This window comes from Microbispora bryophytorum (assembly GCF_006874465.1).
Lineage (GTDB): Bacteria > Actinomycetota > Actinomycetes > Streptosporangiales > Streptosporangiaceae > Microbispora > Microbispora bryophytorum.
In genome coordinates this window covers 198,697-223,486 of sequence record NZ_VIRL01000008.1, presented here as the reverse complement: position 1 = coordinate 223,486, position 24,790 = coordinate 198,697, and the positions used below count along the sequence as shown (strand labels likewise).

The 24,790-nt window shown below is 72.6% G+C and carries 23 protein-coding genes; 11 read left to right on the top strand and 12 right to left on the bottom strand.

Going from position 1 to position 24,790, the window contains the following annotated elements:
- Positions 1 to 7: 7 nt before the first annotated feature.
- Positions 8 to 1,384 (top strand): FAD-binding oxidoreductase, encoded by a 1,377-nt coding sequence (locus FLX07_RS17450; protein WP_142571849.1) that lies wholly within the window; start codon positions 8 to 10, stop codon positions 1,382 to 1,384.
- A gap of 88 nt (positions 1,385 to 1,472) precedes the next feature.
- Here FLX07_RS17450 and FLX07_RS17445 read toward each other — a convergent pair whose 3' ends face one another.
- From FLX07_RS17445 to FLX07_RS17435, 3 genes are read right to left on the bottom strand one after another with little or no spacing between them, the layout of a single operon-like run.
- Positions 1,473 to 1,922 (bottom strand): SRPBCC family protein, encoded by a 450-nt coding sequence (locus FLX07_RS17445; protein ID WP_142571848.1) that lies wholly within the window; start codon positions 1,920 to 1,922, stop codon positions 1,473 to 1,475.
- A 46-nt stretch (positions 1,923 to 1,968) separates the two neighbouring features.
- Positions 1,969 to 2,724, bottom strand: a complete 756-nt coding sequence (locus FLX07_RS17440) for an SRPBCC family protein (protein ID WP_142571847.1) — start codon at positions 2,722 to 2,724, stop codon at positions 1,969 to 1,971.
- Positions 2,725 to 2,727: 3 nt separating this feature from the next.
- Entirely contained in the window at positions 2,728 to 3,330 is a 603-nt protein-coding gene (locus FLX07_RS17435; RefSeq protein WP_189105014.1) for an ArsR/SmtB family transcription factor, read from the bottom strand.
- Positions 3,331 to 3,514: 184 nt separating this feature from the next.
- On the opposite strand from FLX07_RS17435, the gene FLX07_RS17430 reads away from it, so the two are divergent.
- The 3 genes from FLX07_RS17430 to FLX07_RS38460 all read left to right on the top strand — a co-directional run bounded on the left by FLX07_RS17430 (position 3,515) and on the right by FLX07_RS38460 (position 6,896).
- Positions 3,515 to 4,201 (top strand): hypothetical protein, encoded by a 687-nt coding sequence (locus FLX07_RS17430; protein WP_142571846.1) that lies wholly within the window; start codon positions 3,515 to 3,517, stop codon positions 4,199 to 4,201.
- A gap of 43 nt (positions 4,202 to 4,244) precedes the next feature.
- On the top strand, positions 4,245 to 4,508 hold the full coding sequence (locus tag FLX07_RS17425; RefSeq protein WP_142571845.1) for a hypothetical protein: 264 nt from the start codon (positions 4,245 to 4,247) through the stop codon (positions 4,506 to 4,508).
- Between the two features lie 156 nt (positions 4,509 to 4,664).
- Complete coding sequence (locus FLX07_RS38460) at positions 4,665 to 6,896, top strand: S8 family serine peptidase (protein WP_142571844.1); 2,232 nt, start codon at positions 4,665 to 4,667, stop codon at positions 6,894 to 6,896.
- Positions 6,897 to 7,271: 375 nt separating this feature from the next.
- Here FLX07_RS38460 and FLX07_RS17415 read toward each other — a convergent pair whose 3' ends face one another.
- Positions 7,272 to 7,541: a DUF1876 domain-containing protein gene (locus tag FLX07_RS17415; RefSeq protein WP_142571843.1), complete on the bottom strand. Its 270-nt coding sequence runs from the start codon at positions 7,539 to 7,541 to the stop codon at positions 7,272 to 7,274.
- Positions 7,542 to 7,717: 176 nt separating this feature from the next.
- Here FLX07_RS17415 and FLX07_RS17410 point away from each other — a divergent pair, with 176 nt between their 5' ends.
- Positions 7,718 to 8,593: a universal stress protein gene (locus FLX07_RS17410; protein WP_142571842.1), complete on the top strand. Its 876-nt coding sequence runs from the start codon at positions 7,718 to 7,720 to the stop codon at positions 8,591 to 8,593.
- 130 nt (positions 8,594 to 8,723) lie between these two features.
- Here the strand turns inward: FLX07_RS17410 and FLX07_RS17405 are convergent, their stop codons facing one another.
- The gene (locus FLX07_RS17405; protein WP_142571841.1) at positions 8,724 to 9,161 is read right to left on the bottom strand and encodes an Hsp20/alpha crystallin family protein; all 438 of its coding nucleotides are present in this window, start codon (positions 9,159 to 9,161) and stop codon (positions 8,724 to 8,726) included.
- 301 nt (positions 9,162 to 9,462) lie between these two features.
- On the opposite strand from FLX07_RS17405, the gene FLX07_RS17400 reads away from it, so the two are divergent.
- On the top strand, positions 9,463 to 9,861 hold the full coding sequence (locus FLX07_RS17400) for a cupin domain-containing protein (RefSeq protein ID WP_142571840.1): 399 nt from the start codon (positions 9,463 to 9,465) through the stop codon (positions 9,859 to 9,861).
- A 122-nt stretch (positions 9,862 to 9,983) separates the two neighbouring features.
- Here FLX07_RS17400 and FLX07_RS17395 read toward each other — a convergent pair whose 3' ends face one another.
- Positions 9,984 to 10,526, bottom strand: a complete 543-nt coding sequence (locus tag FLX07_RS17395) for a nucleoside/nucleotide kinase family protein (RefSeq protein ID WP_142571839.1) — start codon at positions 10,524 to 10,526, stop codon at positions 9,984 to 9,986.
- Between the two features lie 145 nt (positions 10,527 to 10,671).
- Positions 10,672 to 10,962 carry a hypothetical protein gene (locus tag FLX07_RS17390; protein WP_142571838.1) on the bottom strand — a complete coding sequence of 97 codons (291 nt, stop codon included), beginning with the start codon at positions 10,960 to 10,962 and terminating at the stop codon, positions 10,672 to 10,674.
- 152 nt (positions 10,963 to 11,114) lie between these two features.
- On the opposite strand from FLX07_RS17390, the gene ppgK reads away from it, so the two are divergent.
- From ppgK to hrpA, 3 genes are all read left to right on the top strand, one after another.
- Complete coding sequence (gene ppgK / locus FLX07_RS17385) at positions 11,115 to 11,852, top strand: polyphosphate--glucose phosphotransferase (RefSeq protein ID WP_142571837.1); 738 nt, start codon at positions 11,115 to 11,117, stop codon at positions 11,850 to 11,852.
- Between the two features lie 179 nt (positions 11,853 to 12,031).
- Entirely contained in the window at positions 12,032 to 12,535 is a 504-nt protein-coding gene (locus FLX07_RS38455; RefSeq protein WP_142571836.1) for a winged helix-turn-helix domain-containing protein, read from the top strand.
- 72 nt (positions 12,536 to 12,607) lie between these two features.
- Positions 12,608 to 16,531, top strand: coding sequence for an ATP-dependent RNA helicase HrpA (hrpA, locus tag FLX07_RS17375; protein WP_142571835.1), 3,924 nt, complete (start codon positions 12,608 to 12,610; stop codon positions 16,529 to 16,531).
- Between the two features lie 249 nt (positions 16,532 to 16,780).
- Here hrpA and FLX07_RS17370 read toward each other — a convergent pair whose 3' ends face one another.
- Entirely contained in the window at positions 16,781 to 18,310 is a 1,530-nt protein-coding gene (locus FLX07_RS17370; RefSeq protein ID WP_142571834.1) for a gamma-glutamyltransferase family protein, read from the bottom strand.
- Between the two features lie 65 nt (positions 18,311 to 18,375).
- Here FLX07_RS17370 and FLX07_RS17365 point away from each other — a divergent pair, with 65 nt between their 5' ends.
- On the top strand, positions 18,376 to 19,029 hold the full coding sequence (locus FLX07_RS17365; RefSeq protein ID WP_142571833.1) for an HAD family hydrolase: 654 nt from the start codon (positions 18,376 to 18,378) through the stop codon (positions 19,027 to 19,029).
- On the opposite strand, the gene FLX07_RS17360 is transcribed toward FLX07_RS17365, so the two are convergent.
- Positions 19,030 to 19,482, bottom strand: coding sequence for a MarR family winged helix-turn-helix transcriptional regulator (locus FLX07_RS17360; protein ID WP_208762253.1), 453 nt, complete (start codon positions 19,480 to 19,482; stop codon positions 19,030 to 19,032).
- Positions 19,483 to 19,532: 50 nt separating this feature from the next.
- Between FLX07_RS17360 and FLX07_RS17355 the strand changes: the two genes are divergently transcribed.
- Positions 19,533 to 20,648, top strand: coding sequence for a serine hydrolase domain-containing protein (locus FLX07_RS17355; protein ID WP_208762252.1), 1,116 nt, complete (start codon positions 19,533 to 19,535; stop codon positions 20,646 to 20,648).
- A 40-nt stretch (positions 20,649 to 20,688) separates the two neighbouring features.
- On the opposite strand, the gene FLX07_RS17350 is transcribed toward FLX07_RS17355, so the two are convergent.
- From FLX07_RS17350 to FLX07_RS17340, 3 genes are all read right to left on the bottom strand, one after another.
- Positions 20,689 to 21,261, bottom strand: a complete 573-nt coding sequence (locus FLX07_RS17350; RefSeq protein ID WP_142571831.1) for a hemerythrin domain-containing protein — start codon at positions 21,259 to 21,261, stop codon at positions 20,689 to 20,691.
- A gap of 158 nt (positions 21,262 to 21,419) precedes the next feature.
- Complete coding sequence (locus tag FLX07_RS17345; RefSeq protein WP_142571830.1) at positions 21,420 to 22,976, bottom strand: serine/threonine-protein kinase; 1,557 nt, start codon at positions 22,974 to 22,976, stop codon at positions 21,420 to 21,422.
- Between the two features lie 35 nt (positions 22,977 to 23,011).
- Positions 23,012 to 24,379: an SGNH/GDSL hydrolase family protein gene (locus FLX07_RS17340; RefSeq protein WP_142571829.1), complete on the bottom strand. Its 1,368-nt coding sequence runs from the start codon at positions 24,377 to 24,379 to the stop codon at positions 23,012 to 23,014.
- Positions 24,380 to 24,790 lie beyond the last annotated feature (411 nt).

The window sequence follows — 24,790 nt, the reverse complement described above, 5'->3', positions numbered from 1 at the left end:
GACGGACATGCACAGCACCATCCAAGACGCGCTGCGGGGACAGGTCACCGGCCGGGTCCTGGTTCCGGGACAGGACGGGTTCGAGGAGGAGGCCGCCGGGTTCAACCTCGCCGTGCGCCACCGGCCAGCCGTGATCGTCGCGGCGCGGGACGCCGGCGACGTCGCCGCGGCCGTACGGCTCGCCGCCGCGCACGGGCTGCCCGTGGCCGTGCAGTCGACCGGCCACGGCGCCGTGCAGGCGGCCGACGGCGCGGTCCTGATCAGCACCCGCGCGATGCGGGAGGTCGTGGTGGACCCCTCCGCCCGCACCGCCACGATCGCGGCCGGCTGCACGTGGGGCGAGGTCATCGCCGCCGCGGTGCCGTACGGCCTGGCCCCGCTGTGCGGCTCGGCGACCGGCGTGGGCGTGGCCGGCTTCACGCTCGGCGGCGGCATCGGGCCGATCGCCCGGACCTTCGGGTTCGCGGCCGACCACGTGCGGGAGCTCACCGTCGTCACCGGGGACGGCGTGGTGCGCACCGCCGACGCGGTCCGCGAGCCCGACCTGTTCTGGGCGCTGCGCGGCGGCAAGGCCGGGTTCGGCGTCGTCACCTCGATCACCCTGGACCTGCTGCCGCTCACCGGCCTGTACGGCGGCGGCCTGTTCTACGCGGCCGAGGACGCCGGGCGGGTCCTGCACGCCTACCGCGGCTGGGCCGGCACGCTGCCGGAGACCACCACCACCTCGGTCGCGCTGCTGCGCCTGCCCCCGCTGCCCGAGCTGCCGCCGCAGCTCAGCGGCAGGTTCGTCGTCCACCTGCGAGTCGCCCACGTGGGGGACGGGCAGGAGGCCGAGGCGCTGCTGGCCCCTATGCGGGCCGTGGCCGAGCCGGTGCTCGACGCCGTCGAGCCCCTGCCGTACGCGGCGATCGACTCCATCCACCAGGACCCGACCCAGCCCATGCCGGTCGCGGAGCGGGGCGCGCTGCTGCGCGAGCTGACGGCGGAGACCGTGGAGGCGCTGCTCGCGGTCGCCGGCCCGGCCGCGCAGATTCCGCTGGCCGTGGTCGAGCTCCGTCAGCTCGGCGGCGCGCTCGCCCGTCAGCCCCGGGAGCCCAACGCCGTGGGCGGGCGCGAGGCCGCCTTCACGCTGCTCGCCATCGGCGCGCCGGTGCCCGAGCTGATGGACACGGCCGTCCCCGCGGCCGTGCGGGCCGTGATCGAGGCCCTCGCGCCCTGGTCGACCGGCGGCGCGCTGATCAACTTCCAGGGCGGCGCTCTGGCCCCCGAGCAGATCTCCCGGGCCTGGCCGGAGGAGACACTGCGGCGGCTGGCGAAGCTGCGCGAGGTCTACGACCCGGCGAACCTGTTCCGCTTCGGCCACGTGGTTCCCCGCCAGGGCTGAGCACGGCGGTCCTCTCGGCGCGGCCGCCGCTGCGGCCATGGGGCCGTACGCCACGTCCCCGGGGGGTGGCGTACGGCCGGGAGTGATTTCAGGCGAGATGCTCGGCGAGCCGGTCGAAGAACTGGAGCCAGCCCGCCTTCGCGGCCTCGGCGTGCGCCGGGTCGGTGTTGTAGCCCTCCTGCGTGAAGCTCATCTCCGTACGGTCCCCGAGGTCGGTGAGCGTGACGGTCGCGACCGAGGCCACGGCGCCCTCCTGGTTGTCCGGGTCGCCGGTGGTGAACACCAGGCGCTCGGGCGCCGAGATCTCCCGGTAGACGCCCCCGAGGGGGGCCTTGGCGCCCTCCGGCGACACGAGGCACGCGCTCCACGCGCCGCCGGGCCGCAGGTCCATGGTGATCAGCGAGACCGGAGTGGTGAAGCCGTGCGGGCCGAACCACTCACTGAAGCGCTCCGGCTCGGTCCACGCCGCGAAGACGGCCTCGCGGGAGGCGTCCAGGACGCGGGTGATCGTGTATTCGAGGTCAGGGGTGTTCGTCATCGTCGTGTCCTTCGTGGTCAGGAGTCCGGAGGTGCGTTCTGGAGGGTCAGGGGAACAGCCGGGAGAGCCAGGACCGCCAGGCGGCCTCGACGTGCTCCTGGTCGGCGTCCTCGGCGAAGACGTGGTGCCCGAGGACCACCACGTTCCCCCGCTTCGGACCGGAGTGGATGAACCGGTAGAGCCCGTCGGCGGTCCGCAGGCCGAGGAAGGCCGGGAATCCGGTGTAGTCGACCACCCCTTCCTCGGGCGGCAGCCCGTCCACGGCGAGCCGTACGGGGTCGCCCAGCCGGACCGTGTCCGGCAGGCCCAGCGCGGCCTTGATCGCCGCCCAGGCCGGCGCGCTCTCGGCCGCCTGGGGGCGTACGGCGGACACGACCGTGGCCGGGCGCCCGCGGAAGTACGTGAGGTACTGCACGAGCTTGTGCAGGTACATGTCCCAGCCGACGCCCATCGCCTCGAACTCGGTCTCCCAGTCGTCGCCGAGGAAGCCGTGCTGGACCAGGCGCAGGACGGTGCTGCCATGGTCGCGTCCCTCGATGAGGTACTCCATCGCCATGAACGTGCCGTCGGGGTTGCCGTCGCCGCGGAACGCGAACCGTTTGCCGGGCTCGTACCCGGTCACGGTGGTGCCCTCGCTGTTGCCGAACATGGTGAACCGGCCGCGGCCGCCCTCGGCGGGCTCGATCTCGGTGCGTCCCATGAACCAGGAGTCCACCCCCGGGCCGGTGGCGATCGCCTCCCATACCTGCTCGGGGGTCGCGTCCAGCTCGACTTCCTTGCGCAGTTCGAACTCGTGGGGCACGCCTCAGCGCTCCTCGGTGTCGGCCGTCCGGGGGACGGCGGGATGGACGGCGACGACTAGGCGGTGATCGCGCCCGCCTTCGGCCGAATCGTCGTGGTATTTACTCACGAGCGCGGCCACGGCGGCCGACAACTCCTCGGCGAACGCGGCCCGGTCGGCGGCCGTGGCGAAGCGCACCCGGCCGTCGATGGCGAACGTCGCGAGCTTCCTGCGTGCCTGGGACGCTCCGACGATCAGCGTGCCCACGTCGCGTACGAGCTGGGCGGCGAGCGCCAGCAGCCACCGCGCCGACAGCCGGTCGGGCGCGCGTGACGGATCGGGTGCGACCGACGCCAGCGCGGCGGGGGAGATCACGAACGACGCCGCCGTCGCCCGCATGACCCGCTCGTTGACGTTGCCCTTGCGGCGCTCCTCGACCAGCTCCACGAGGCCGTGCCGCTCCAGGGTCTTGAGATGGTAGTTGACCTTCTGCCTCGGCAGCCCCACCTTGGCCGCCAGCATGGTCGCCGAGTTGGGCTCCGTCAGCTCGGCGAGCAACCGCGCCCGCATGGGATCCAGGGAGGCCTCCGCCGCCGCCGGGTCCTCGATCACCGCCACGTCCTTCATGCCTCAAGGATGGCCTCCGACAAACAATTTTGTCAAGGCAAGAAGAGATGTCGGCGGACGTCGGCGCCGGAGTGCCAAGTCGCCCTTATCTACTCATTACGCCTATAACGTTGTGCGACGGATCTGTAACGCGATGTAATCACATCGGCGATGGGCCGGACCTACTGGCTCCGAAGGAGTGAATATGACGTTCACGGCTATGAACCCCACGTCGATGGCGACCACGCTGGGGTACGGCGCTCAGCACCAGATCTCGCCCCTGCAGCAGCTCGGTCAGCAGATCCCGGCGATGCAGCAGCTCGGCCAGCAGATCCCGGCGATGCACCAGCTCCATCAGCAGGTTCCCGGGATGCAGCAGCAGCTGTCGCCGCTGGCGATGCTCCAGCAGGAGGAGCAGGTCCTCCCGCAGGAGCACCTGGTGAGCCCGGTGACCTTCTGGACCAAGGTCGCGCGGTACAGCGTGCGTTATGGCGCTCCCGCGGCCCGCCAGATGCTGGAGGGTGTGCTCTACCAGCACCAGGTCCGCGAGCAGATCCAGCAGCAGGTTCAGCAGCAGGTGCTTCCGCCCCAGATTCTGCAGGCCCTGCAGGCCATCCAGGCCCAGGCCCAGCAGATCCCGCAGGTTTACGGCCAGCCGTACGCCGCCCAGGCGTACGCGCAGCACCCCGGCCAGCAGGCCCTTCAGCTCGGCGCCCTGTCCGCCCAGGGGGCGTACGGGCAGCAGGTCCCGATGACCATGCAGCCGCTGTCGCAGGTCTACGGCGGCCAGGGCTACGGCCAGGGCTACGGCCAGGGTTACGGCCAGCCGTACGGCCAGCTGCACCAGCAGGCCGCTCAGCAGGTCCCGGTGCCGGCCGGTGCCGCGTTCTGATCGGAGGAACACCGTGGAGTCGATGGGTCCGGGGATGAGTCCGGTGACGCCCCCGGCCGTGGGAGTCGTGACGGGGCATCCGTCGCCGGTCGCGCCGCTGCAGGCGCACTGCGCCGTGACGCTCCAGCGGCTGTACGGCTGGCTGCAGGCGTCACTCCCGCAGGCGCCCCAGGTCGCGGGCATCATCCCGCTGCTGGTGCAGGCGGTACAGCTGTACCGGGCCGGGCGGTACGACACGTGCCTGGCGCAGATCCAGTTCGCGCTCGGCGCCGTCGCCCCCGGACGGCCCACGGTTCCACTGCTGTGACGTGATCACCTCGGGGGCCTGGACCTGTCGGCGGCCGGTCCGGGCCCCCGCCGTCCCGAGACCGGCGAAATGTGATGACAGAGCCTGAACTGCCCGCCGCGCCGTACGCGGCGCGGCGGGCCACACCAGCCTGAGTTGGGGAGAGTCGGAGACGTTGTGACCAATAACGACAAGCCCAAGGACGGAAGCGAGGAGCCGCGCCCGGCGTCCCCGCGGGGGCGGCAGGCGTCCCGCCAGGCGCCGCAGCCGGTGGAGTCCCGGCCGCGGCGCTACATGGTGGCCGCACTGCCCCAGCCGCATCCGGCGACGCCGGGAGCGGCCGTGCCGGCTCTCGACGGCGACACGGTGCGCAGGCTGCTGGAGGACGACCCCGAGGTGCGCGTGCTGCGCCGCCTGCGGGATGCGGCGGGGAACCCGGGGGCTCAGGCACCCGGGTTTCCCGCTGTGGTCGTGGCGGAGATGACCGTCGAGCACGTCGAGGCACTGCGGCGGCAGTATCCGCAGCTCTACTTCGAGCGCGATCGGCTGCTCACCTACAGCGACGTGCCGCAGCCGCCACGCAGGCGGCGGCCCGCACCGGCGGTGGTGCCGCCGGGCGTGGAGAGCACGTTCGCCTTCCTGATCAGGGACGCGGACGGCACGCCGCTGCCCGGCGCGAGCGTCCTGGTGACCGGGCACGGCTGGCCCGCCCAGGCGTCCACCGGGACCGACGGCCGCGCAGTGGTCACGATGGTGGGGGAGACCCCGGAGTCGATCACCGGGGTGACGGTCCGGCCGCGCTCCGGCTACTGGAGCGTGCACGTCGACCGTCCCGCCCTGTCCACGACCCGGGACAACCTGCTTGAGCCGATGCGCCTGTCGGAGACCTTCGCCGGTTTCCCCGGCAAGCAGGTCTTCGGGTGGGGCCAGCAGGCGATGAACCTCGACCGCCTGCCGCCCACGCTGCGCGGCGCGGGGGTCAAGATCGCCATCATCGACTCCGGGGCCGACGTGCGGCACCCCGACCTGCGTGACCGCGTCCGCGCCGGCGTCGACCTCGTCGACGGCGCGCCGGACGGCTGGTCGATCGACGCCGCCTACCACGGCTCCCACTGCGCGGCCGTCGTCTCGGGCGCCGACGACGGCCGCGGCGTCGTCGGCTTCGCGGTCGAGGCCGAGGTGCACGCCTGCAAGATCTTCCCGGACGGGCGGTTCAGCGATCTCATCCAGGCGCTCGATTACTGCATCGAGCAGCAGATCGACGTCGTCAATCTGAGCCTGGCGAGCAGGCACCAATCTTCGCTCGTCGCCGCGAAGATCGAGCAGGCGCGCGAGGCGGGGGTGGCGTGCGTGGTGGCCGCCGGCAACGACGGGGGGCCGGTCGGCTTCCCCGGAATCCTGCCCGGCGTGCTGACCGTCGCGGCCGTCGGCAAGGCCGACGCGTTCCCGCCCGGCACCACCCACGAGACCGAGATCCGCGGGCCGATGACCGGCGACGGCTACTTCTCGCCGCGCTTCACCTGCCACGGCCCCGAGATCGACGTGTGCGCCCCGGGCGTGGCCGTCCTGTCGGCCGTCCCTTCGGACGGGTACGCCGTTCTGGACGGCACATCCATGGCCGCGCCGCACGTCGCCGGCCTCGCGGCCCTGGTGCTCGCCCACCACGGCGACTTCCAGGGCCCCTTCAGCGGACGGGACGCGCGGCGGGTCGATCACCTCTTCCACATCATCAGATCGAGTTGCGTCCCGCTGAACCTCGGCGACCTCCACCGCACCGGCGCGGGGATGCCGAACGCGCTGCGCGCTCTCGCGCCCGCCCTCGCGCAGATCACGCCCGAGCCGGTCGAGGCCGACACGCTGCTCGGGCAGCTCACCGCCGAGATGACCGGCGCGGGACTGCTCGCATGCGCGGACTGGGGGCAGGGCGGCGACTCCGGGCACACGGGCCAGGGCGGCCAGGCGGACCCCGGGGCGCAGTCCGGAATGCCGCCGCACCCCGGCATGGCCACGCAGGCGGCCTGCAGCGCGGGCGCGACGGCCAACGGGCCGGTGCCCGGCGGTCTCGTCACCGGCGGCCCGCGCGGGCGCGCCACGGCGACCGGGGGCGGCGTCCCGCCGGCCGACCAGCGCGCAGCGCCCGGCGGCGCGGGGACACGGGGCAAGCGAGGCGGTACGGCCGCGGCCCAGCCGTACGCCAACGGGCCCGGCAGGGGCCGGACGCCCGCCTCCGGGGGCCGGACGCCCGGCGGCGCGGCGGGTGACGTCCCGGCGGGCCCCCGGGCCGCGAACGGCACGCCGATGGCCGCGACCGGCCCGAGCGGAGTAGAGCAGGCCGCCATGGCCTGGCTGGCGGAGGAGATGCGGGCCGCGGGGCTCCTCGGCGATGACCCGGCCGACCCCATGGAGTGAGGACACCGGTGGAATGAGCGCGCCCGTGGAATGAGCGCGCCCGTGGAATGAGTGCGCCTACGGAATGACGACACCGGTGGGACGAGTACGCCGGTGAGCCGAGGCTGTGATGCGCGGATCCCCGGGGGCTCGGGCGAGCCCCCGGGGATCCGGCCCGGTTGTCAGGCACGGCCCGGTTGTCAGGCTCTGCTTGGTTGTCAGGCCCGGCTTGGTTGTCAGGCTCTGCTTGGTTGTCAGGCTCTGCTTGCTTGTCAGGCCCGGCTCGGTTGTCGGGCCCGGCTGCGCGGCCGGGCCCGGCTCCGGCGCTCCGGCCTTCGGCGCGCCCACGCTGCCGCCGGCATCGCGGCCATCGCGGCCATTGAACGGGCCGGGGTCTCAGTACGACTCGTAGGTCGGACCCGCGAACTGGGCCACGTCCTCCGCGCCGTCCCCGATGAGTTTGGCCCCCAGGTCGGCGAGGGCCCGTCCGGCCGCCAGTTCGTCGCCGATCTCGGGCACGGGCCGGTCGGACGGGTTGCGGCGGGCTCGGCCGACGCTCTCGTGGCGTTGTCCCCCGGGCGTATAGAGCACGGCGGTCGCGGTGGTGACGTCGTCGTTGTCGTCCTCGTTCACGAAGATCTCGACGGTCCAGCGCTTCGATTCCATGTCGGACCACCTCCAGGACTCCAGCATCCCTCTCGACCGCGCGGGCCCGGCACCGGCCCCGGCTCCCGCTCTGGCCCCGGGCGAGGACCTACGACTCTGGAGGGCCGCGGCCGCCGGTGATGACATGGAGATGGAGGGTCCAGATCGGAAAGGCGAGTGAGGAGAAAGGAGCGCCCATGCCCGGCCCCATCGTCGCCGGCCCCGTCGTCGTCGGGACCGACGGCTCGCCCGCCGCCACGGCCGCGGTGCGGTGGGCCGCGGACGACGCCGCCCGCCGCGGCTGCCGGCTGCGCTTCGTCTCCGTCGTGGACCACTGGGCGTACGGCATCCCGAAGTTTCCCGTCTCGGGGGGCGACCCGCTCACCGCGCACGCCGAGCGGGCGCTGTCCGCCGCGGAGGCGGTGGCCCGCGAGCGGCAGCCGGACGTGGAGATCAGTACGGAGATCATCGAGGGCATTCCCTCCCGCGTCCTGCGTGACAAGGCCAAGGAGGCCGTCGAGATCGTGCTCGGCAGCAGGGGATTCGGCGGTTTCGCCGGCCTCGTCATCGGATCGGTCAGCACCCACGTCGCGGGGCAGGCCCGCTGCCCGGTCGTCGTCGTACGGCCCGGCTGGACGGGCGAGAGGGGGGAGATCGTCGTGGGCGTGGACGACTCGTCCGAATGCGAGCCCGCCCTGGCGTACGCATTCGAGCAGGCCAGGGCGCACGGCGACGCGCTGCGGGCCGTGCACGCCTGGCACCTGCCCGCCCATCCGCTCGCGCCCGAGATCACCTACGACGTGGAGGAGGTGCGCGAGGCCCGTCAGCGTGTGACGCGGGAGAAGCTGTCGGACCCGTGGCGGCGGTATCCCGAGGTGCCGGTGCGTTCGGAGATCGCCTACGGGCATCCGGTCGACGCGCTCGTCCAGGCGTCACGCGCGTCCGGCCTGCTCGTGGTCGGCTCCCACGGCAGGGGCGCGGTGGGCTCGGCGATGCTCGGTTCGGTCAGCCGGGGAGTGCTGCACCACGCCGAATGCCCGGTCGCCGTCGTGCGGTCCCCGTCGGCGCCCTGAAGCGGCCCTGTTGCTGTGCGGTCTGCCCCCTGTCCTGTGCGGGCGGGCCTGTGGCTGTCTGGCTGGCTCTGTGCCGAGCGAGCTCGGGCCCGTCCGCGCGGTGTGGACGGGCCCGGCGCAGGCGGGCGCTTCAGCTCTGCTGCTGCCCGCCTTCCGGCTTCTCGATCGGGATTCGCCTGCGCTCCTCCTGCTCCTCGGCGAGGCGCACGCTCACTTCGAGGAGTCCCTTGGCATAGGTCGCCTTCACGTCGTTCTCGTCCGCGTTCGGCGGCAGCACGACCGACCGGGTGAAGGCTCCGTACCGGAACTCGGTGCGGTGCGCCTGCCGCTCCTCGTGGCGCCGCTCGGCGTGGATGGTCAGCACGCCGTTCGACACGCTGATGTCCACGTCCTTGTCCGGGTCGATTCCGGGCAGTTCGGCGCGCAGCACGTACCGGCCGTCCTTCACGTAGTCCTCAAGCCGCATCTGCTGCCCGGCCATCGGCCGGAGCGCGGCCATCGGCGCCTCCAGCAGGTCGAAAAGGTCGGGAACGAGGCCTCTGGACTCCCGTCGCATCGGAAGGCTCATGCCTGTCACCTCCGTCCAGCAAGACTCATCAGGGAAGAAATACCCGACAGGAATCGGACAAATCGCCACGATTGGGCTGTTGTCCGGCCTGTGATGCAGAATAGTGATCATGTCTGCTCACCGCGACGATGGAGGGACCGGCGATGGGCGCACGCGTTCGTCAGCGGCGCCGCGCGGGCGACGGGTTCGAGGAGTGGCCAGGCGGGCCGGGCGTGCGATGGCGTGCTTCCCCGGCGGGGATCGTGGACGGGTGCGGGCGGTGCGGCATGACGCGACCGGCCCGCGGTGAAAGGAGCGCGTGATGAGGTTCGTACGCGAAGGCGAGATCAAGGCCACCAAGCCGGGACCGGACAGGTTCAGCGACGGCGTGTGGGAGGCGGAGGCACTGGCGGAGGTGGAGCCGGACGGCCTGCGCGCCCACCGTTTCTCCTACGACCCGCAGGCCCGCTCGGGCTGGCACACCCACGACGGGGAGCAGGCGCTGCACGTGCTGTCGGGGCGCGGGGTGGTGACCCGCTGGGGCGAGACCCGGGGCACGCTGATCGGGCCGGGCGACTGGGTCCACGTGCAGCCCGGCGAGAAGCACTGGCACGGCGCCGTCGCCGACGACACGCTGGTGCACATCGCCGTCACGGCGAGCGGCAAGACGCACTGGCACGCGCCGGTGACCGACGAGGAATACCGCGCCGGCCTGGGCTGAGCGGCGGCCCGGAGCGCTCCGTCCCGCCGCGCGTACGCCGGTCCGCCGGCCCGCCGACCTGCTGACGCGTCCCGCCTGACGCGTATCGACTGATGCGTTCCGACCGACATGTCCCGGCGAGGTCAGCCGGTGACGATGACGAGGCCGGCCCGGGAGCGCACGTCATGGCGGGCGTAGTACCGCTCCTCCTGCTCGGCCCAGCGCCGCCAGTGGGGCGCGTACAGCTCGCCGTCGCGCGCGAGCGCCCGCGCGCGACGGACCTCCTCGCCGGCCTCCAGCCACACCAGCCCGCTGAGGTACGGCTCCGCCTCGCGGGCGCCACAGCCCACGCCCTCGACCACGACGGCGTCCGCCCCGGCGATCTCGTGCCATTCGGCGTACCGGCCACGCGTCCAGTCGTAGCGCCGCCACCGTGCCCGGTCCCCGCGGCCCAGGGGACGCAGCACCCACGCCAGCAGGGCGTCCACCCCGGCCTGCAGGCCGTCCCAGCCGTCGTACAGGTCGTCCATGCGGACGACCGGCGCGGTGATCTCCGCGGCCACGGCGGCGGCCAGCGTCGACTTGCCCGCACCCGAGCGTCCCTCGACGGCCAGGACGCGGATGCCGGCCGCGCGGGCGGGCCGGGTGCGCAGCCAGCGCGCGACGGCGGCGGGATCCGGGGTCACGCCCGCCGAGCCTAACGGAGCGGCGGCCGGGCCCGACCGAGCGGCGGCCGGGTCTGACCGAGCGGCGGCCGGGCCAGGAGGTCACGGAGCGGCCCGGGGAACCGGCGGTTCCCCGGGCCGATCGTTGCAGCCCCTGCCCGGCCCGCTACACGCCGGCACGGGTGGGGCGGCGGATGTCGCTGCTCTGCTCCTGCCACTCGGGGGTCTCTCGCCCCTTCTCCTCGGCCATCTCCTCCATGCGCAGGGCGATTCCCGTCGCGAAGAACGTCGGCGCCCACTCGCCGACGAACAGCGCCCAGCGGTCGGCGCGTTCGATGCCGGCCGCCTCGTACTTGTTCGAGATGATCCACGAGACGATCGACATGCCGATCGACGCCACTGCGGCGCTGTACATCACGTTGGAGCGCAGTCCCATCTTGTGGAGTGTGCTGATCATACGTGTCCCCCTTGTGGTGATTTGCCCCGATTTCGGGCGTACCCGGCCTGTCCTTCCGTAACCCGGCCGTGCCTCGACACCGTGCGATACTCGCGACCGCGCATGCGGCGGGGGCGGTGGGGTAGCCGTCCAGTCGGACCAGGAGGAAAGTCATGGAAGTTCTGGGCATCGACATCGGCGGTTCCGGGATCAAGGGCGCCACGGTGGACACGGTCGCCGGCGTGCTCACCCGGGAACGCCTGCGCATCCCGACGCCCCGGCCCGCCGTGCCGGGGGCCGTCGCCCAGGCCGTACGCGAGATCGCGGAGCACTTCTCCTGGACCGGCCCGATGGGCGTCACCTTCCCCGGAGTGGTCCTCGACGGGGTCATCAGGACGGCGGCCAACGTGGACAAGTCGTGGATCGGGGTGAAGGGCGCCGACCTGTTCGGCGAGCAGGCGGTCGTGCTCAACGACGCGGACGCGGCCGGCGTCGCCGAGATGACGTTCGGCGCGGGCCGGGGCCGGCGGGGGGTCGTGCTCATGCTGACCTTCGGCACCGGCATCGGCAGCGCGCTCTTCGTGGACGGCAGGCTGGTGCCCAACACCGAGTTCGGCCACATCGAGATCCGCGGCAAGGAGGCCGAGCACCGCGCCTCCGACCGGGTGCGCGAGGTGGAGGACCTGAGCTGGGACAAGTGGGCCCGGCGCGTCGAGGAGTATCTCGGGCACATGCGCGACCTGCTGTCGCCCACCCTGATCGTCGTCGGCGGTGGCGTGAGCAAGAAGGCCGACAGGTTCCTGCCGTACGTCGACCTCCGGGACACTCCGGTGGTGCCCGCGGTGCTCAGGAACGAGGCCGGGATCATCGGCGCGGCGATGGCGGCCGCGGGGGCCGCGCACGTCTCCTGAGCGATAGAAGTCCCTTATTCCTACCTGGACAGCGGGGAATTGCGCTGCCATGATGACCTCATGAGTTCCTCGGGGAGGTTGACCCAGCGCCGGCACATCGACCTGCTGCGCGTCTGTGCCGCCGCCTGTTGACGACCGCGGTCACCGCCGTCCGGTACGCCACGAGGCAAGGAGAGGGCATGTCCCGTCAGAACGTGATCGACTTTGTGGAGCGCAGGCGCGAGCAGGGCCATGAGCCCCCCGACCTCGGGCAGGGGTCAGTGCTCGGCGTGATGCCGGTGCCGGAGACCGGCGCCGTGCTGATGATCGTGGGCTACCTGGTGCCCGCCGGGGTCGCGGCGGACGCGCCGGAGCCGCCGCCCGCCGCGGTGCAGAGGCGGGCGGCCCCCGGCGAGGACGAGCTGGTCCTGGACCGGGCCGCACGGGTGGCCCGGGCCGACGGCGAGGAGATCGAGCTGACCTTCCGCGAGTTCGAGCTGCTCGACTACCTCAGCTCCGCCCCCGGCCGGGTCTACAACCGCCGCCAGCTCATGGCCGCCGTCTGGGACCGGTACGACGACGAGGGCGGCCGCACGGTCGACGTGCACGTCCTGCGGCTGCGCCGCAAGCTGGGCCGGCACGCGGGCCGGATCGTGACCGTGCGCAATGTGGGGTACAAGTATCAGCCGTCGCGACGCCGCTGACACCGCCCGGAAAGGGCCGCCGGAAAACGGCTGGCAGATCGGTGGGGGGTGTTGCCTATCCTTGAGCATGGAATGAACACGCTCGCCGATCTCCAGGCCCGCCTCCCCGACCTGATGCTGCGCGACCAGCGCAGGCTGCGCCGCCGTCTCGACGGCATGCGCCGGGTCCGCGACCGCGCCGCCCGCCAGTCCGTCGTCCAGGAGATCGCGGGGGACGTGGAGGCCGCGGAACGCCGCGTGGCCGCGCGCCGCGCGGCCCTCCCCGTCCTCAGCTACCCTCCCGAGCTGCCGGTCAGCCGGCACAAGGACGACCTGCTCACAGCGATCAGGGACCATCAGGTCGTGATCGTGGCCGGTGAGACCGGCTCGGGGAAGACCACCCAGATCCCCAAGATCTGCCTGGAGCTCGGCCGGGGGGTCCACGGGCTCGTCGGCCACACCCAGCCGCGCCGCATCGCCGCCCGCACGGTCGCCGAGCGCATCGCCGAGGAGCTGTCGATCGAGCTGGGGGAGGCGGTCGGCTACAAGGTCCGCTTCACCGACCACTCCAGCGACGGGACGCTGGTCAAACTGATGACCGACGGCATCCTGCTCGCCGAGATGCAGACCGACCCGCTGCTGCTGCAGTACGACACGCTGATCATCGACGAGGCGCACGAGCGCAGCCTCAACATCGACTTCATCCTCGGCTATCTCAAGCAGCTGCTCCCCAAACGGCCCGATCTCAAGGTGGTCATCACCTCCGCGACCATCGACCCCGAGCGGTTCGCCCGGCACTTCGCCCGACCGGGCGGAGAGCCGGCGCCCGTGGTCGAGGTGTCCGGACGCACCTATCCCGTGGAGGTGCGCTACCGCCCGGTCGACGAGGACGACGACCAGACCCAGGCCATCGTCGACGCCGTGGACGAGCTGTGCGCGCAGGGGCCGGGCGACATCCTGGTCTTCCTCAGCGGCGAGCGGGAGATCCGCGACACCGCCGACGCGCTCAAGGGCCGCCCCGAGGAGGTCCTCCCGCTGTACGCGCGGCTGTCGGCCGCCGAGCAGCACCGGGTCTTCCAGTCCCACCGGGGCCGGCGGATCGTGCTGGCCACCAACGTCGCCGAGACCTCGCTGACCGTTCCCGGCATCAAGTACGTGGTCGATCCGGGCACGGCGCGGGTCTCCCGCTACAGCCACCGGCTGAAGGTCCAGCGGCTGCCGATCGAGCCGATCTCCCAGGCGTCGGCCAACCAGCGCAAGGGCCGCTGCGGCCGTACGTCGGACGGCGTGTGCATCCGGCTCTACTCCGAGGAGGACTTCCTCTCCCGGCCGGAGTTCACCGACCCCGAGATCCTCCGTACGAACCTGGCGAGTGTCATCCTGCAGATGACCTCGCTGGGCCTGGGGGACATCGCGGCGTTCCCGTTCGTGGAGCCGCCGGACAGCCGTCAGGTCAGGGACGGGGTCAATCTGCTGCTTGAGCTCGGCGCCCTCGCGGACAAGGCCGCGGGCCGGGAGGCGGGGAAGGGAACGCAGCTCACGCCGTTCGGGCGCAAGCTGGCCCAGCTTCCGGTCGACCCCCGCCTGGCCCGGATGGTGCTGGAGGCGGACAAGAACGGCTGCGCCCGCGAGGTGATGATCATCGCGGCCGCGCTGTCGATCCAGGACCCGCGCGAGCGGCCGGCCGACAAGCAGCAGGCGGCCGACGAGAAGCACCGCCGCTTCGCCGACAAGGAATCGGACTTCCTGACCTACCTCAACCTCTGGAACCACCTCCGCGACAGGCAGAAGGAGCTGTCGTCGAGTGCGTTCCGGCGGCTGTGCAAGGCCGAATACCTCAACTACCTGCGGGTGCGCGAGTGGCAGGACATCGACAGCCAGCTCCGCCAGGTGGCCAAGACGCTGGGCATCGTGCCCAACAGCGTGCCCGCCGACCCCCAGCGGATCCACCAGTCGCTGCTGGCCGGACTGCTGTCGCACATCGGGGTCAAGGACGTCGTCGAGAAGCGCAGGCAGGACGGCCGCAGGCCGATCACGGAGTACATCGGCGCCCGCAACGCCCGCTTCGCGATCTTCCCCGGCTCGGCCCTGGCCAAGGCGCAGCCGCAGTGGGTGATGTCGGCCGAGCTGGTGGAGACCTCCCGGCTCTGGGCCCGGGTCAACGCCAAGATCGAGCCCGGCTGGATCGAGCCCCTCGCGCAGCACGTGGTCAAGCGCACCTACAGCGAGCCGCACTGGGAGAAAGACCAGGCCGCCGTCGTCGCGCTGGAGAAGGTCACGCTGTACGGCGTGCCGATCGTGACCGAGCGGAAGGTCAACTACGGCCGCATCGACCCCGAGCTGAGCCGGGAGCTGTTCATCAGGCACGCGCTGGTCGACGGCGACTGGCGCACCCACCACAAGTTCTTCCACGAGAACCGCAAGCTGCTCGGCGAGGTCGAGCAGTTGGAGGAGAAGGCCCGCCGCCGTGACATCCTCGTGGACGACGAGACGCTGGTCGACTTCTACGAGCAGCGGATCCCGGCCGACGTGGTCTCGGGCAGGCACTTCGACAGCTGGTGGAAGAAGGCGTCGCGGGAGACGCCCGACCTGCTGACGTTCTCGCCGGAGATGCTGGTCAACGACAGCGCCGGGGTCAGCGCCGGGGACTACCCCGACGCCTGGCGCCAGAACGGCCAGCGGATGCGGCTGACCTACCGCTTCGAGCCCGGCGCGGTGGAGACCGGCGAGGCCGACGGCGTGACCGTCCACATCCCGCTCGGCGTGCTCAACCAGGTCGACCCGACCGGCTTCGACTGGCAGATCCCCGGCCTGCGCGAGGACCTCGTCACCGCGCTCATCCGGTCGCTGCCGAAGAACCTGCGCCGCAACTTCGTGCCCGCCCCCAACTACGCCAAGGCCGTGCTGGAACGCGTACGGCCCGGCGGTGAGCCGATCCTGGAGGCGCTGGAGCGTGAGCTGCGAGCGCTGACCGGGGTGGAGGTGCCGCGCGACGCGTGGGCCCTCGACCAGCTCCCCGCGCACCTGCGGATCACCTACCGGGTGATCGACGACCGCAAGCGCACGGTGGACGAGGACAAGGACCTGGAGGCGCTCAAGCGGCGGCTCGCGCCGAAGCTGCGCGCCACGCTGTCGAAGGCCGCCGACGACCTCGAACGCGACGGCCTGCACGGCTGGACGATCGGCACGCTGCCGAAGGTGTTCGAGCAGGGCAGGATGCGGGCCTACCCGGCCCTGGTGGACGAGGGCGCGAGCGTCGCGGTCCGGATGTTCGAGACCGAGCGCGAGCGCGACAGGGCCATGTGGGCGGGCACCAGGAGGCTGCTGCTGCTCAACGTGGTCAACCCCGCCAAGGCCATCCTGCGGACCCTGACGACCGCGCAGAAGCTAGCGCTCAGCCGCAGCCCGCACGGCGGGGCCGCCGCCCTGTTCGACGACTGCACGGCGTGCGCCGCCGACACACTGATGGCGGCGGCGGGCGGGCCCGTCTGGGACGAGGCCGGGTTCGAGCGGCTGCGCGACCATGTGCGCGCCTCGCTGTTCGAGACGACCGAGGAGGTCGTCTCGCGGGTGGAGCGCGTCCTGGCGGCCTGGCACGCCGCGCAGAGCCGGCTCGGCGCGCTGGGCGGCGGCGTGGCCGATCTCAGGGCCGACATCGCCGACCAGCTCGACGGGCTGGTGCACGACGGGTTCGTCACCGAGACGGGCTACGACCGGCTGCCGGACATGCACCGTTACCTGCGGGCGGTCGAGCGCCGGCTCGACAAGCTCCCGGACGACCCCCTCCGCGACCGCGAGTGGATGCACCGCGTGCACGACGTCGAGGACGAGTACCGTGACCTGCTCGACCGGCTGAAGCCCGACGAGCGGGACGCCCCTGCCGTACGGGACATCCGGTGGATGATCGAGGAGTTGCGGGTGAGCTTCTTCGCCCAGCAGCTCGGCACGCCCACCCCGGTCTCCGAAAAGCGCATCCGCAAAGCCCTCCACAACCTCCCCACCCCCCACCCCTCGTGATCTTGTAGTTTGTCGCAGTCATGCCCTCTGAGCTGCTATTCATTGCTCCGTGATCATGCACCTATGCGCGTCCCACCGCGCCTCCCTGGCATGATGCGAGTCGTGATCTTGCAATTGCAAGATCACGACTCGCATCATGCCTGGTCATGTGTGGCGGCCGGTCTTTTCCTGCAAGATCACGACATGTATCGGCGCAGGTCGCGGCACCTTTCTGCAACCTATTCCAAGATCACGCGGAGGGGGTGGGGGTTAGTGGCCGAGGGCGGCGCCGATCAGCGCGCGGGGGTCGGCCGCCCCGGCGAGCACGCCCGACGGGAGCAGATCGATCAGGTGGGCGTGGCCGAAGCCGGAGCCCCACTCCACCGTCTCGGCGGCGTGCCCGCGCTCGCGCAGGCCGTCCGCCCACGGCGCGCCCTCCTCGACCTCGACGACCGGGGCGGACCGCCAGGTGTCGAAGCCGGTGCCGCTGCCGAGCACCCAGCGCGGCGCGGCGATCGTCTCGCCGGGCGTCTGGCCGTGCGCGAGCAGACGGGTGACCAGTTGCAGCAGGATCTGCGGCTGCGCGTCGCCGCCCATCGTGCCGATGACCGTGCGCAGCGTCCCGTCCGGCCGGGTGACCAGCGCCGGGCACAGCGTGTGGGGCGGACGGCGGCCCGGGCCGTACTCCGCGGGGTGGCCGGGTGTGAGTGAGAAGCCGATGCCGCGGTTGTGCAGGTTGATCCCGGTGCTGGGCTCGAAGAGCAGGCTGCCGAAGCCCGACGCGTTCGACTGGATGAGGGAGACGCCCATGCCGTCCCCGTCGACCACGCACAGGTACGTCGTGTCGCCCGGCCCGGCGGGAGCCTCGGGCAGGGGGGAGCGCCGCTCGGGGTCGATCAGCGCGCGGCGGGCGGCGGCGGTGCCGAGCGGCGCGACGGCGGCCTCGTGGAGGACGTCGAGCCGGTCGTGCCCGGCCGCCCTGGCCGACTCCACCAGCAGGTGGGCCCAGCGCGGGTCGGCCGGGTCGGCGGGCGGTCCGAGCTCGGCGAGGATCTCCAGGGCCAGCAGGAGCAGGTAGCCCTGGGAGTTCGGGGGAACGGTCCAGACGCGGTGCCCGAACACCTCGGCGCTCAGCGGCTCCACCCAGTCGGCGTTCGGCCGGGCCAGGTCCTCCTCGGTGTACTCGCCGCCGCCCAGCTCCAGCAGGCCCTTGCCGAACTCGCCCTGGTAGAACGCCGCCCGGCCGCCCTCGCCGAGCGCGGTGAGAGCCCTGGCGACACCGGGTCTGCGGATCACGTCCCCGGCCCGGCGGACGGTCGCGAAGTCCCCGGCTCCGGGTAGCGAGCCGATGAACTCCCCGCCCGGGGCGAGCAGCGGCGAGGCGGGGAAGCCCTCCGCCGCGAGGCGGATCGCGGGGGCCAGCAGGTCGGCGAGCGGCAGACGGCCGTACCGCTCGTGCAGCGCCAGCCACCCGTCGGCGCAGCCGGGCACCGGGACCGAGCGGATGTCGTAGAGGTGGGGCATCCGGTCGAGGCCCTCGGCCCGCAGCCGGCCGGGATCGGCGCCCGAGCCCGCCCGTCCCGAGGCGTTCAGCGCGCTCACGGTTCCGTCGTGGACGAGGGCGAACAGGTCGCCGCCGAGACCGCACATGTGCGGCGCGGTGACCGCCAGCACCGCGTTCGCGGCGATGGCCGCGTCCACCGCGTTGCCGCCTTTGTCGAGCAGGGCGACGCCCGCCGCCGAGGCCAGATGATCGACTGTGCACACCATGCCGTTCGGGGCATACCGAGTCTCGCTCACGTTCGGCGATGTTACGGCACACCATAGAGTGGCTGCCGTAAACAGGATGAAAGGGAGATGCGGTCATGGTCCGGGCGCTCGTGTTCGACGTGGGGGAGACGCTCATCGACGAGACCCGGATCTGGTCCCGGTGGGCCGGCCGGCTGGGCGTGCCGCCTCTGACATTCATGGGGGTGCTCGGCGGCATGGCCGCGCTCGACCGGAGCCATCAGGAGGCGTTCGAGCTGATCAGGCCGGGGATCGACCTCGACGCCGAGATCGAGGCGTGGCGGCGCGAGGATGCCGGCGGGCTGCGCGAGAACTTCGACGCCGACGACCTCTACCCGGACGTGCGGCCCAGTCTCGCGGCCCTGCGGGAGGCCGGTTACGACGTGGTCGTGGCGGGCAACCAGCCGCCCCAGGCGTACGACGCGCTGGTCGCGATGGACCTGCCGGTGGACGGGATCCACACCTCGGCGGGATGGGGAGTGGAGAAGCCCGATCCCGCGTTCTTCGCCAAGGTCGCGGCGGTCTGCGGCCATGAGCCGGGGGAGATCCTCTACGTCGGCGACCGCCTCGACAACGACGTCCTGCCGGCCGCGCGCGCCGGGATGCGGACGGTCCTGCTGCGCCGGGGGCCCTGGGGCTACCTGCACGCCGAGCGCCCCGACGCCGCACGTGCCGACCTCGTCGCCGACGGCCTGGCCGACCTCGTCCGCCTGGTTCCGGCACTCGGCTGATCAGGGGCGCAGCCGGCGGGCGAGGAGTTCGCGCAGCGCGCCGGTCTCCTCGCCGAGCCGGTTGAGGGAGGCCAGGAACTCCTCCGGTGCGTCGAGGAGGCCGAGCATCCGGGCGGACACGGCCTTGCGGGCGGCGCGGCCCGCCTCGACCGCGGCCCTGCCGTGCGGCGTCAGCTCGATCATTCGTGCCCGCTGGTCGCCGGGGTCGGCCCGGCGTGACACGTAGCCGATGCGCTCCATCTCGGCCGCCACCTTGGAGGCGCCCTGCGGGGTCATGCCGAGCAGCCCTGCCAGGTCGGAGACCCGTACGGGGCCGGTGAGCAGGTGCTGGAACACGTAGCCGTGCACGCTGCGCACCTGATCGTGCCCGGCGGCGGCCATCAGGGCGCGCACCTCGGCCTCGCAGGCCGCGGCGAGGGCCGTGAACAGCAGGGTCAGATCGCTTGACACCACCTCCGGATGCTCCAATACTCAACCATGGTTTCGCAACTATGGTTGAGCAAGTGAGGGAGGACGTCGTGCGGTGTGATCCGGCCTTCGCGCCCGTCGCCGACGCGTTCAGGGAGACAGACGGCGGAGGCGGCGGCGCGGCCCTCGCCGTGTACGCGGGCGGGCGCATGGTCGTGGACCTCTGGCAGGGCACGGCCGACCCGGACGGCGTACGGCGCTGGGGGCGGGACACGGTCGTCAACGTCTTCTCGGTGTCCAAGGGGGTGCTGGCGACGCTCGCGCACCTGTACGTCCAGCGCGGGCTGCTCGACCTGGACGCCCCCGTGGCCCGTTACTGGCCCGGGTTCGCCACCGCCACCACCATCGCCGACCTGCTCGCGCACCGGTCGGGGCTGCCCGCCGTCCGCCGGGAGCTGCCGCCGGGCTCCCTGTTCGACTGGGACGCGATGACGGCCGCGCTCGCCGCCGAGAGCCCGTGGTGGACGCCGGGGGAGCGGCACGGGTATCACGCGGTGACCTTCGGCTGGCTCGTCGGCGAGGTGCTGCGCCGGGTGGGCGGACGGCCGCTCCGCGACCTGGTCCGCGACGAGCTGGGCGTCCCCGACCTGTGGATCGGGCTGCCCGCCGCCGAGGCGAGGCGCGCCGCGTACCTCGCCCCACCCCAGGCCGGGCCGGACGCCCCTCCGTCATCACTGATGAACGCCATGTCCGAGCCCGGCTCGATCACGATGATGGCCTTCTGCAACCCGGCCGAGCAGCTCACGCCCGGTCTGCCCAACACCGCGCGCTGGCGGGCCGCCGAGATCCCCGCCTCCAACGGGCACGCCACCGCCAGGGCCCTCGCCACGCTGTACGGCAGGCTGGTGTCCGGTGCGATCGTGGGCCCTGACGTGCTCGGCCGGGCCGTCGCGCCCCGGAGCGAGGGACGCGACGAGGTTCTGCGGGCGCAGACGAGGTTCGCGCTCGGCTACATGCTGCCCTGCGAGATCCGGTTGTTCGCGCCGAACCCGCGGGCCTTCGGGCACAGCGGCTCGGGTGGGGCGCTCGCCTTCGCCGACCCGGACGCGGGGGTCGCCCTGGCCTACACGCCGAGCCGCCTGGTCGTCAGCGCGGCCGGCCCGGACCCGAGGTGGCAGCCCATGGTCACGGCGCTGTACGCCTGCCTCTGACGGGTCACCGGGCCCACGGCCGGCCGCTCCGCGCGTGTGCTCAGCCCTGCGCCTGCTTCTTCTGCCTGACGGCGGAGATCAGCTCGTCCTTGCTCATTCCCGACGCGCCCTCGACGCCCAGCTCCCTGGCCTGGTGCAACAGCTCGTCCTTCGTCCGCGAGCGCGGCTTGATCGGGGCGGCGAGCACCTCGGCCTTCCGCTTGCTGAAGGCCTTGCCGAGCTGCACCCGCTCCTCGAAGGGGACGGCCTTCTCCAGGACCGGGAGGATGTCGGTCTCCTCCTCCTCGACGTGGTGCGTCACCGCATCGATCAGCTCGTGCAGCACTGTGTCGAACTCGGGACTCTCCGGGTCGGTCCCCAGGAGCTGGGAGATCATCTCCTCGGCCTCGTGGTGCTCCTCCGTGCCGTGGTGGACCTCCCCCTTCTCCTCGGGCCGCCGCTTGGCGAGCACGGGGTAGACCTCGTCCTCCTCGCCCTCGCTGTGGGCGATGAACTTCGCCGCCAGCTCCGCGAGCAGGGCCGGCCGGTTCTCCGGCATCTTCTGGAGCCGCTCGAACAACGACTCCACGTCGCGGTGATCTTCCTTGATCAGGCTGATGACGTCGGTAGCCATGGGTTCCTCTCCTGTGCGTTGACGCGCTCGCACTACCCGCCGTAACCGCGCTCACACCGGTCCCGGCCCCCGGCCCTTCCTCCGGCCCCACGGTGACGTCGCGGGCCCGCCCCCGAGGATCACTCGCCGTGATCTCCCGCACCGCCGGAGCCCGAGGATCAGGAGTCCCTGGTGAGGGTGCCCTCGTAGGCGAACAGGCCGAGATCGTCGGTGTGCCGGTAGGCGAGGGCGTCGCCCTCGCGGGTGAGCACGACGTCGCCCGGGACGCACTGCGGCACGTCCTCCAGCCGGAACCTGAGCGCCGAGCCGGACGCCGCGGTCAGCCGCAGCGTGCCCTCGCAGGAGTTCGCGGGCTCCTTCCACCTGCCGGACGGCTTGCCGCTCTTCAACTCGATCTCTATGTCGTACTCACTCGTGAGAAGGCCGACGGTGGGCGCGATGTGCCCCCGCCACTTCCCCTCGAACGCCTGCGGAATGCCCGCGGGCGCGGAGGCGGTCGCCGGATCCGTCCCGCCCGTGCCGCCGGGCTCGGCGTCCGTGGTCGCGGGGGCGGTCGGCGTCGGGCCCGTCGCGTACGTGCTCTGGGCGGGAGCGCTCGCCAGGGGCGTGGGGGACGGGCCGCCGGACATCGCGGCCAGGCGCGGGACCAGCAGCGCGGCGGTGATCCCGAGAGCCGCCACGGCAGCGCCGGCCCCGGCCAGGACCCGGGCGCGCGATCCGCTCCGGCGGGCACCGGGAACGGTGTCCGCCGCCCGGTGTCCCCCGTGCGCCCCGTCGGTGCCGTGTTCCCGGTCGGTGCCGTGTCCCCGGTTGGCGGGACCCGCCGACGGCGAGGCCGGCGTCCACGGATACGGATCGTGCGGCCGCGCGGGCCCGTCGGGAGGGACGTCGCTCGCCGTCGCGTCCGTACGCACCGGGCCCGGCGCGGTGCCGACCAGTTCGAGCAGCAGGTCGCGGGCGGCGGGGCGGGCGGCGGGATCCTTGGCGAGGCAGCGTTCGACCAGCGTGCGCAGGGGCGGGGGCACCGGCGTCAGGTCGGGGAAGGTCGTCATGATCCGGTGGAGCACGGCGGCGACGTTGCCGGCGCCGAACGCCGCCCGGCCGCTGGCGGCGAAGACGATCGTCGCTCCCCACGCGAACACGTCGGAGGCGGGGCCGGCCGGATGTCCCGCGATCTGCTCGGGCGCCAGGTAGGCGGGGGTGCCCACCGGGCCCGTGGTCATCGTCTCGCTCTCGCCCTGGCGGGCGATGCCGAAATCGACCACCCGGGGACCGTCCGGCCCCAGCAGCACGTTGCCCGGCTTGAAGTCGCGGTGCACGATGCCCGCGCCGTGAATCGCCGCCAGCGCGGTCGCCGTCCCCACCGCGAGCCGTTCCAGCTCGCCTCCGCGCAGCGGACCCGACGCGGTCACCCGCTGCTGGAGCGAGGGGCCGTCGACGAACTCGCTCACGACGTACGGCTCGCGCCCGTCCACCATCGCCGTGATCACCCTGGCGGTGCAGAAGGGGGCGACGCCGCGCAGGACGTCGAGTTCACGCGTCAGCCGTGCCCGGACGGCGGGGTCGAGCCCGGTCTTGAGCACCTTCACCGCGACCGGAGCGCCGTCGGGCGTGTAGCCCAGGTAGACGACGCCCTGGCCGCCCTCGCCGAGACGTCCGCCGAGACGGAACCCGCCGAGCGTGCGCGGGTCGTCGGGCTCAAGGGGGGCGGCCATGGTCACACGGTAGCGACCCGGTGGCCGTTCCGGGATCAGAGCATGCGGGTGTTCACCGCGTCGGCGATCGCGAGCCGTCCGGCGTCGCTCAGGTGCAGGTGATCGCCAGAGTCGTAGGAGACGGTCAGCTGCTCGGGGAACTCGGGATCGCGTACGGCCCGGTCGAAGTCGAGGACGCCGTCGAACACCCCGCTCGTGCGGATCCACGTGTTCAGCCGCTGCCTGATCTCCTCGCGCTCCGGAGTCCAGGTGCCCCAGCCGTAGAAGGGGGTGAGCGTGGCGCCCAGCACCTTGATCTTGCGGGCGTGCGCCTCGCGGATCAACTTCTTGTATCCGTAGGCGAGCGGCTTGATCGAGGTGTAGTCGCCCCGGGCGATGTCGTTGATCCCCTCGTAGACCACCACGGTGCGCACCCCCGGCTGGGACAGCACGTCGCGGTAGAACCGGCTGAGACCGCTCGGGCCGACGTTGGAGTGCAGCAGCCGGTTTCCGGCGATGCCGGCGTTGAGCACCCCCATCCGCCGCGACGTCGACTGGCGGGCCAGCCGCTGCCGCAGGTAGTCGGTCCAGCGGCGGTTGGCGTCGACGGCCTGGCCCGCGCCGTCGGTGATCGAGTCGCCGAACGCGACCATCGAGCCGACCGTGGCCCCGCTCGCCTCGACCGCGATCCTGTCGAGGAAGTACCACTGCGTGCTGGTGTAGGTGAAGCCCTCGCCGCTCTCCTCCGCCGAGTGGTTCCCCGGGTCGGACAGGTAGGTGGTGCTGTAGGCGCGTTCGTGTCCGGTCACGCCCCTGACCGTCCCGGGCAGGTGGAGGCTGACGACCAGGGCGGAGCCGCCGGCGATCCGGCCCGGGATCGGGTCGCTCCAGACGGCCTGGCCCGGCGGCACCCGCACGGAGGTGCGCTTGCGGAAGGTCACCGGCCGGTTGGTCCCCGCGAGGATCTCGGCGCCGTACGCCTGGACCCCCACGTACACGTCCGAGAACGTCACCGGCGCCGTCCCGAAGACGTTGGACAGGCGCAGGCGCGTGCCGGCGCCGCCGACGCTGGCGCGCACGACCATCCGCACGGTCTGCCCGCCGAGAGCCGCCGTGATCCGGTCGGTCGAGGTGGTCCACGCGCCGACCAGGCGGTGCTGCTGTACGGGCGAGGCGCCACCGGACTTCGGCGGGGCCGCGCGGTGCCCGGGGGCGCTCGAGGCCGCCGCGCGCCCCCGGGCGGCGGAGGACGAAGCGGTGGAGGACGAAGCGGCCGAGGATGAAGCGGTGGAGGACGGACCGGCCGCGGCGCTCGCGGCCGCGGGGGACTCCGCGTGGACCGGTGCCGTGGGAAGCGCCGCGGTCGCGCCGCCGACGGCGACGGCGAGAGCGGCCATGGTCAACCGGTGAGCCGGCCGTGCCATCCGGGTCCTCCATGTGGGTGTGGCTGCCTGGTGCGTGTCCGTGGCGGCCCCGCTTCCGATCACTCCGCCGAGGACGTTGATCGAGAAGCGTCCGCGACGCCATACATTACGGCTGTTTGGCGGAGACTGGGGAAAGAACTTGACCGTCAGGCGTAACAGTCGCTCCCCTTGTGGTGGAATGCCGACTGTTCCTTGCCGTTCCGGCCCTTCTCCGGCCCCTTCTCCGGCCGGTTCTCCGCGCCGTCCGACGTCGCGGCACGTCCTGGAGGGCCCGACGGATGCCCGCCCGCATGCGATCGTGCCGGAGGGGGTTCCGCCCATCGCGCGCCGCGTGCGCAGAGGAAGGGATATAGCGGCAGGTAGCGGGATTAATGCGACGTCGAGTGCAGATCTTCACTCTGCACTCATTCT

Bases quoted from the DNA above. Each gene is read 5' to 3' on its own strand.
- FLX07_RS17450 (WP_142571849.1), top strand. From the start codon at position 8: ATGCACAGCACCATCCAAGACGCGCTGCGGGGACAGGTCACCGGCCGG.
- FLX07_RS17445 (WP_142571848.1), bottom strand. From the start codon at position 1,922: ATGACGAACACCCCTGACCTCGAATACACGATCACCCGCGTCCTGGAC.
- FLX07_RS17435 (WP_189105014.1), bottom strand. From the start codon at position 3,330: ATGAAGGACGTGGCGGTGATCGAGGACCCGGCGGCGGCGGAGGCCTCC.
- FLX07_RS17430 (WP_142571846.1), top strand. From the start codon at position 3,515: ATGACGTTCACGGCTATGAACCCCACGTCGATGGCGACCACGCTGGGG.
- FLX07_RS17415 (WP_142571843.1), bottom strand. From the start codon at position 7,541: ATGGAATCGAAGCGCTGGACCGTCGAGATCTTCGTGAACGAGGACGAC.
- FLX07_RS17410 (WP_142571842.1), top strand. From the start codon at position 7,718: ATGCCCGGCCCCATCGTCGCCGGCCCCGTCGTCGTCGGGACCGACGGC.
- FLX07_RS17405 (WP_142571841.1), bottom strand. From the start codon at position 9,161: ATGAGCCTTCCGATGCGACGGGAGTCCAGAGGCCTCGTTCCCGACCTT.
- FLX07_RS17400 (WP_142571840.1), top strand. From the start codon at position 9,463: ATGAGGTTCGTACGCGAAGGCGAGATCAAGGCCACCAAGCCGGGACCG.
- FLX07_RS17390 (WP_142571838.1), bottom strand. From the start codon at position 10,962: ATGATCAGCACACTCCACAAGATGGGACTGCGCTCCAACGTGATGTAC.
- ppgK (WP_142571837.1), top strand. From the start codon at position 11,115: ATGGAAGTTCTGGGCATCGACATCGGCGGTTCCGGGATCAAGGGCGCC.
- FLX07_RS38455 (WP_142571836.1), top strand. From the start codon at position 12,032: ATGTCCCGTCAGAACGTGATCGACTTTGTGGAGCGCAGGCGCGAGCAG.
- hrpA (WP_142571835.1), top strand. From the start codon at position 12,608: ATGAACACGCTCGCCGATCTCCAGGCCCGCCTCCCCGACCTGATGCTG.
- FLX07_RS17365 (WP_142571833.1), top strand. From the start codon at position 18,376: ATGGTCCGGGCGCTCGTGTTCGACGTGGGGGAGACGCTCATCGACGAG.
- FLX07_RS17350 (WP_142571831.1), bottom strand. From the start codon at position 21,261: ATGGCTACCGACGTCATCAGCCTGATCAAGGAAGATCACCGCGACGTG.
- FLX07_RS17345 (WP_142571830.1), bottom strand. From the start codon at position 22,976: ATGGCCGCCCCCCTTGAGCCCGACGACCCGCGCACGCTCGGCGGGTTC.
- FLX07_RS17340 (WP_142571829.1), bottom strand. From the start codon at position 24,379: ATGGCACGGCCGGCTCACCGGTTGACCATGGCCGCTCTCGCCGTCGCC.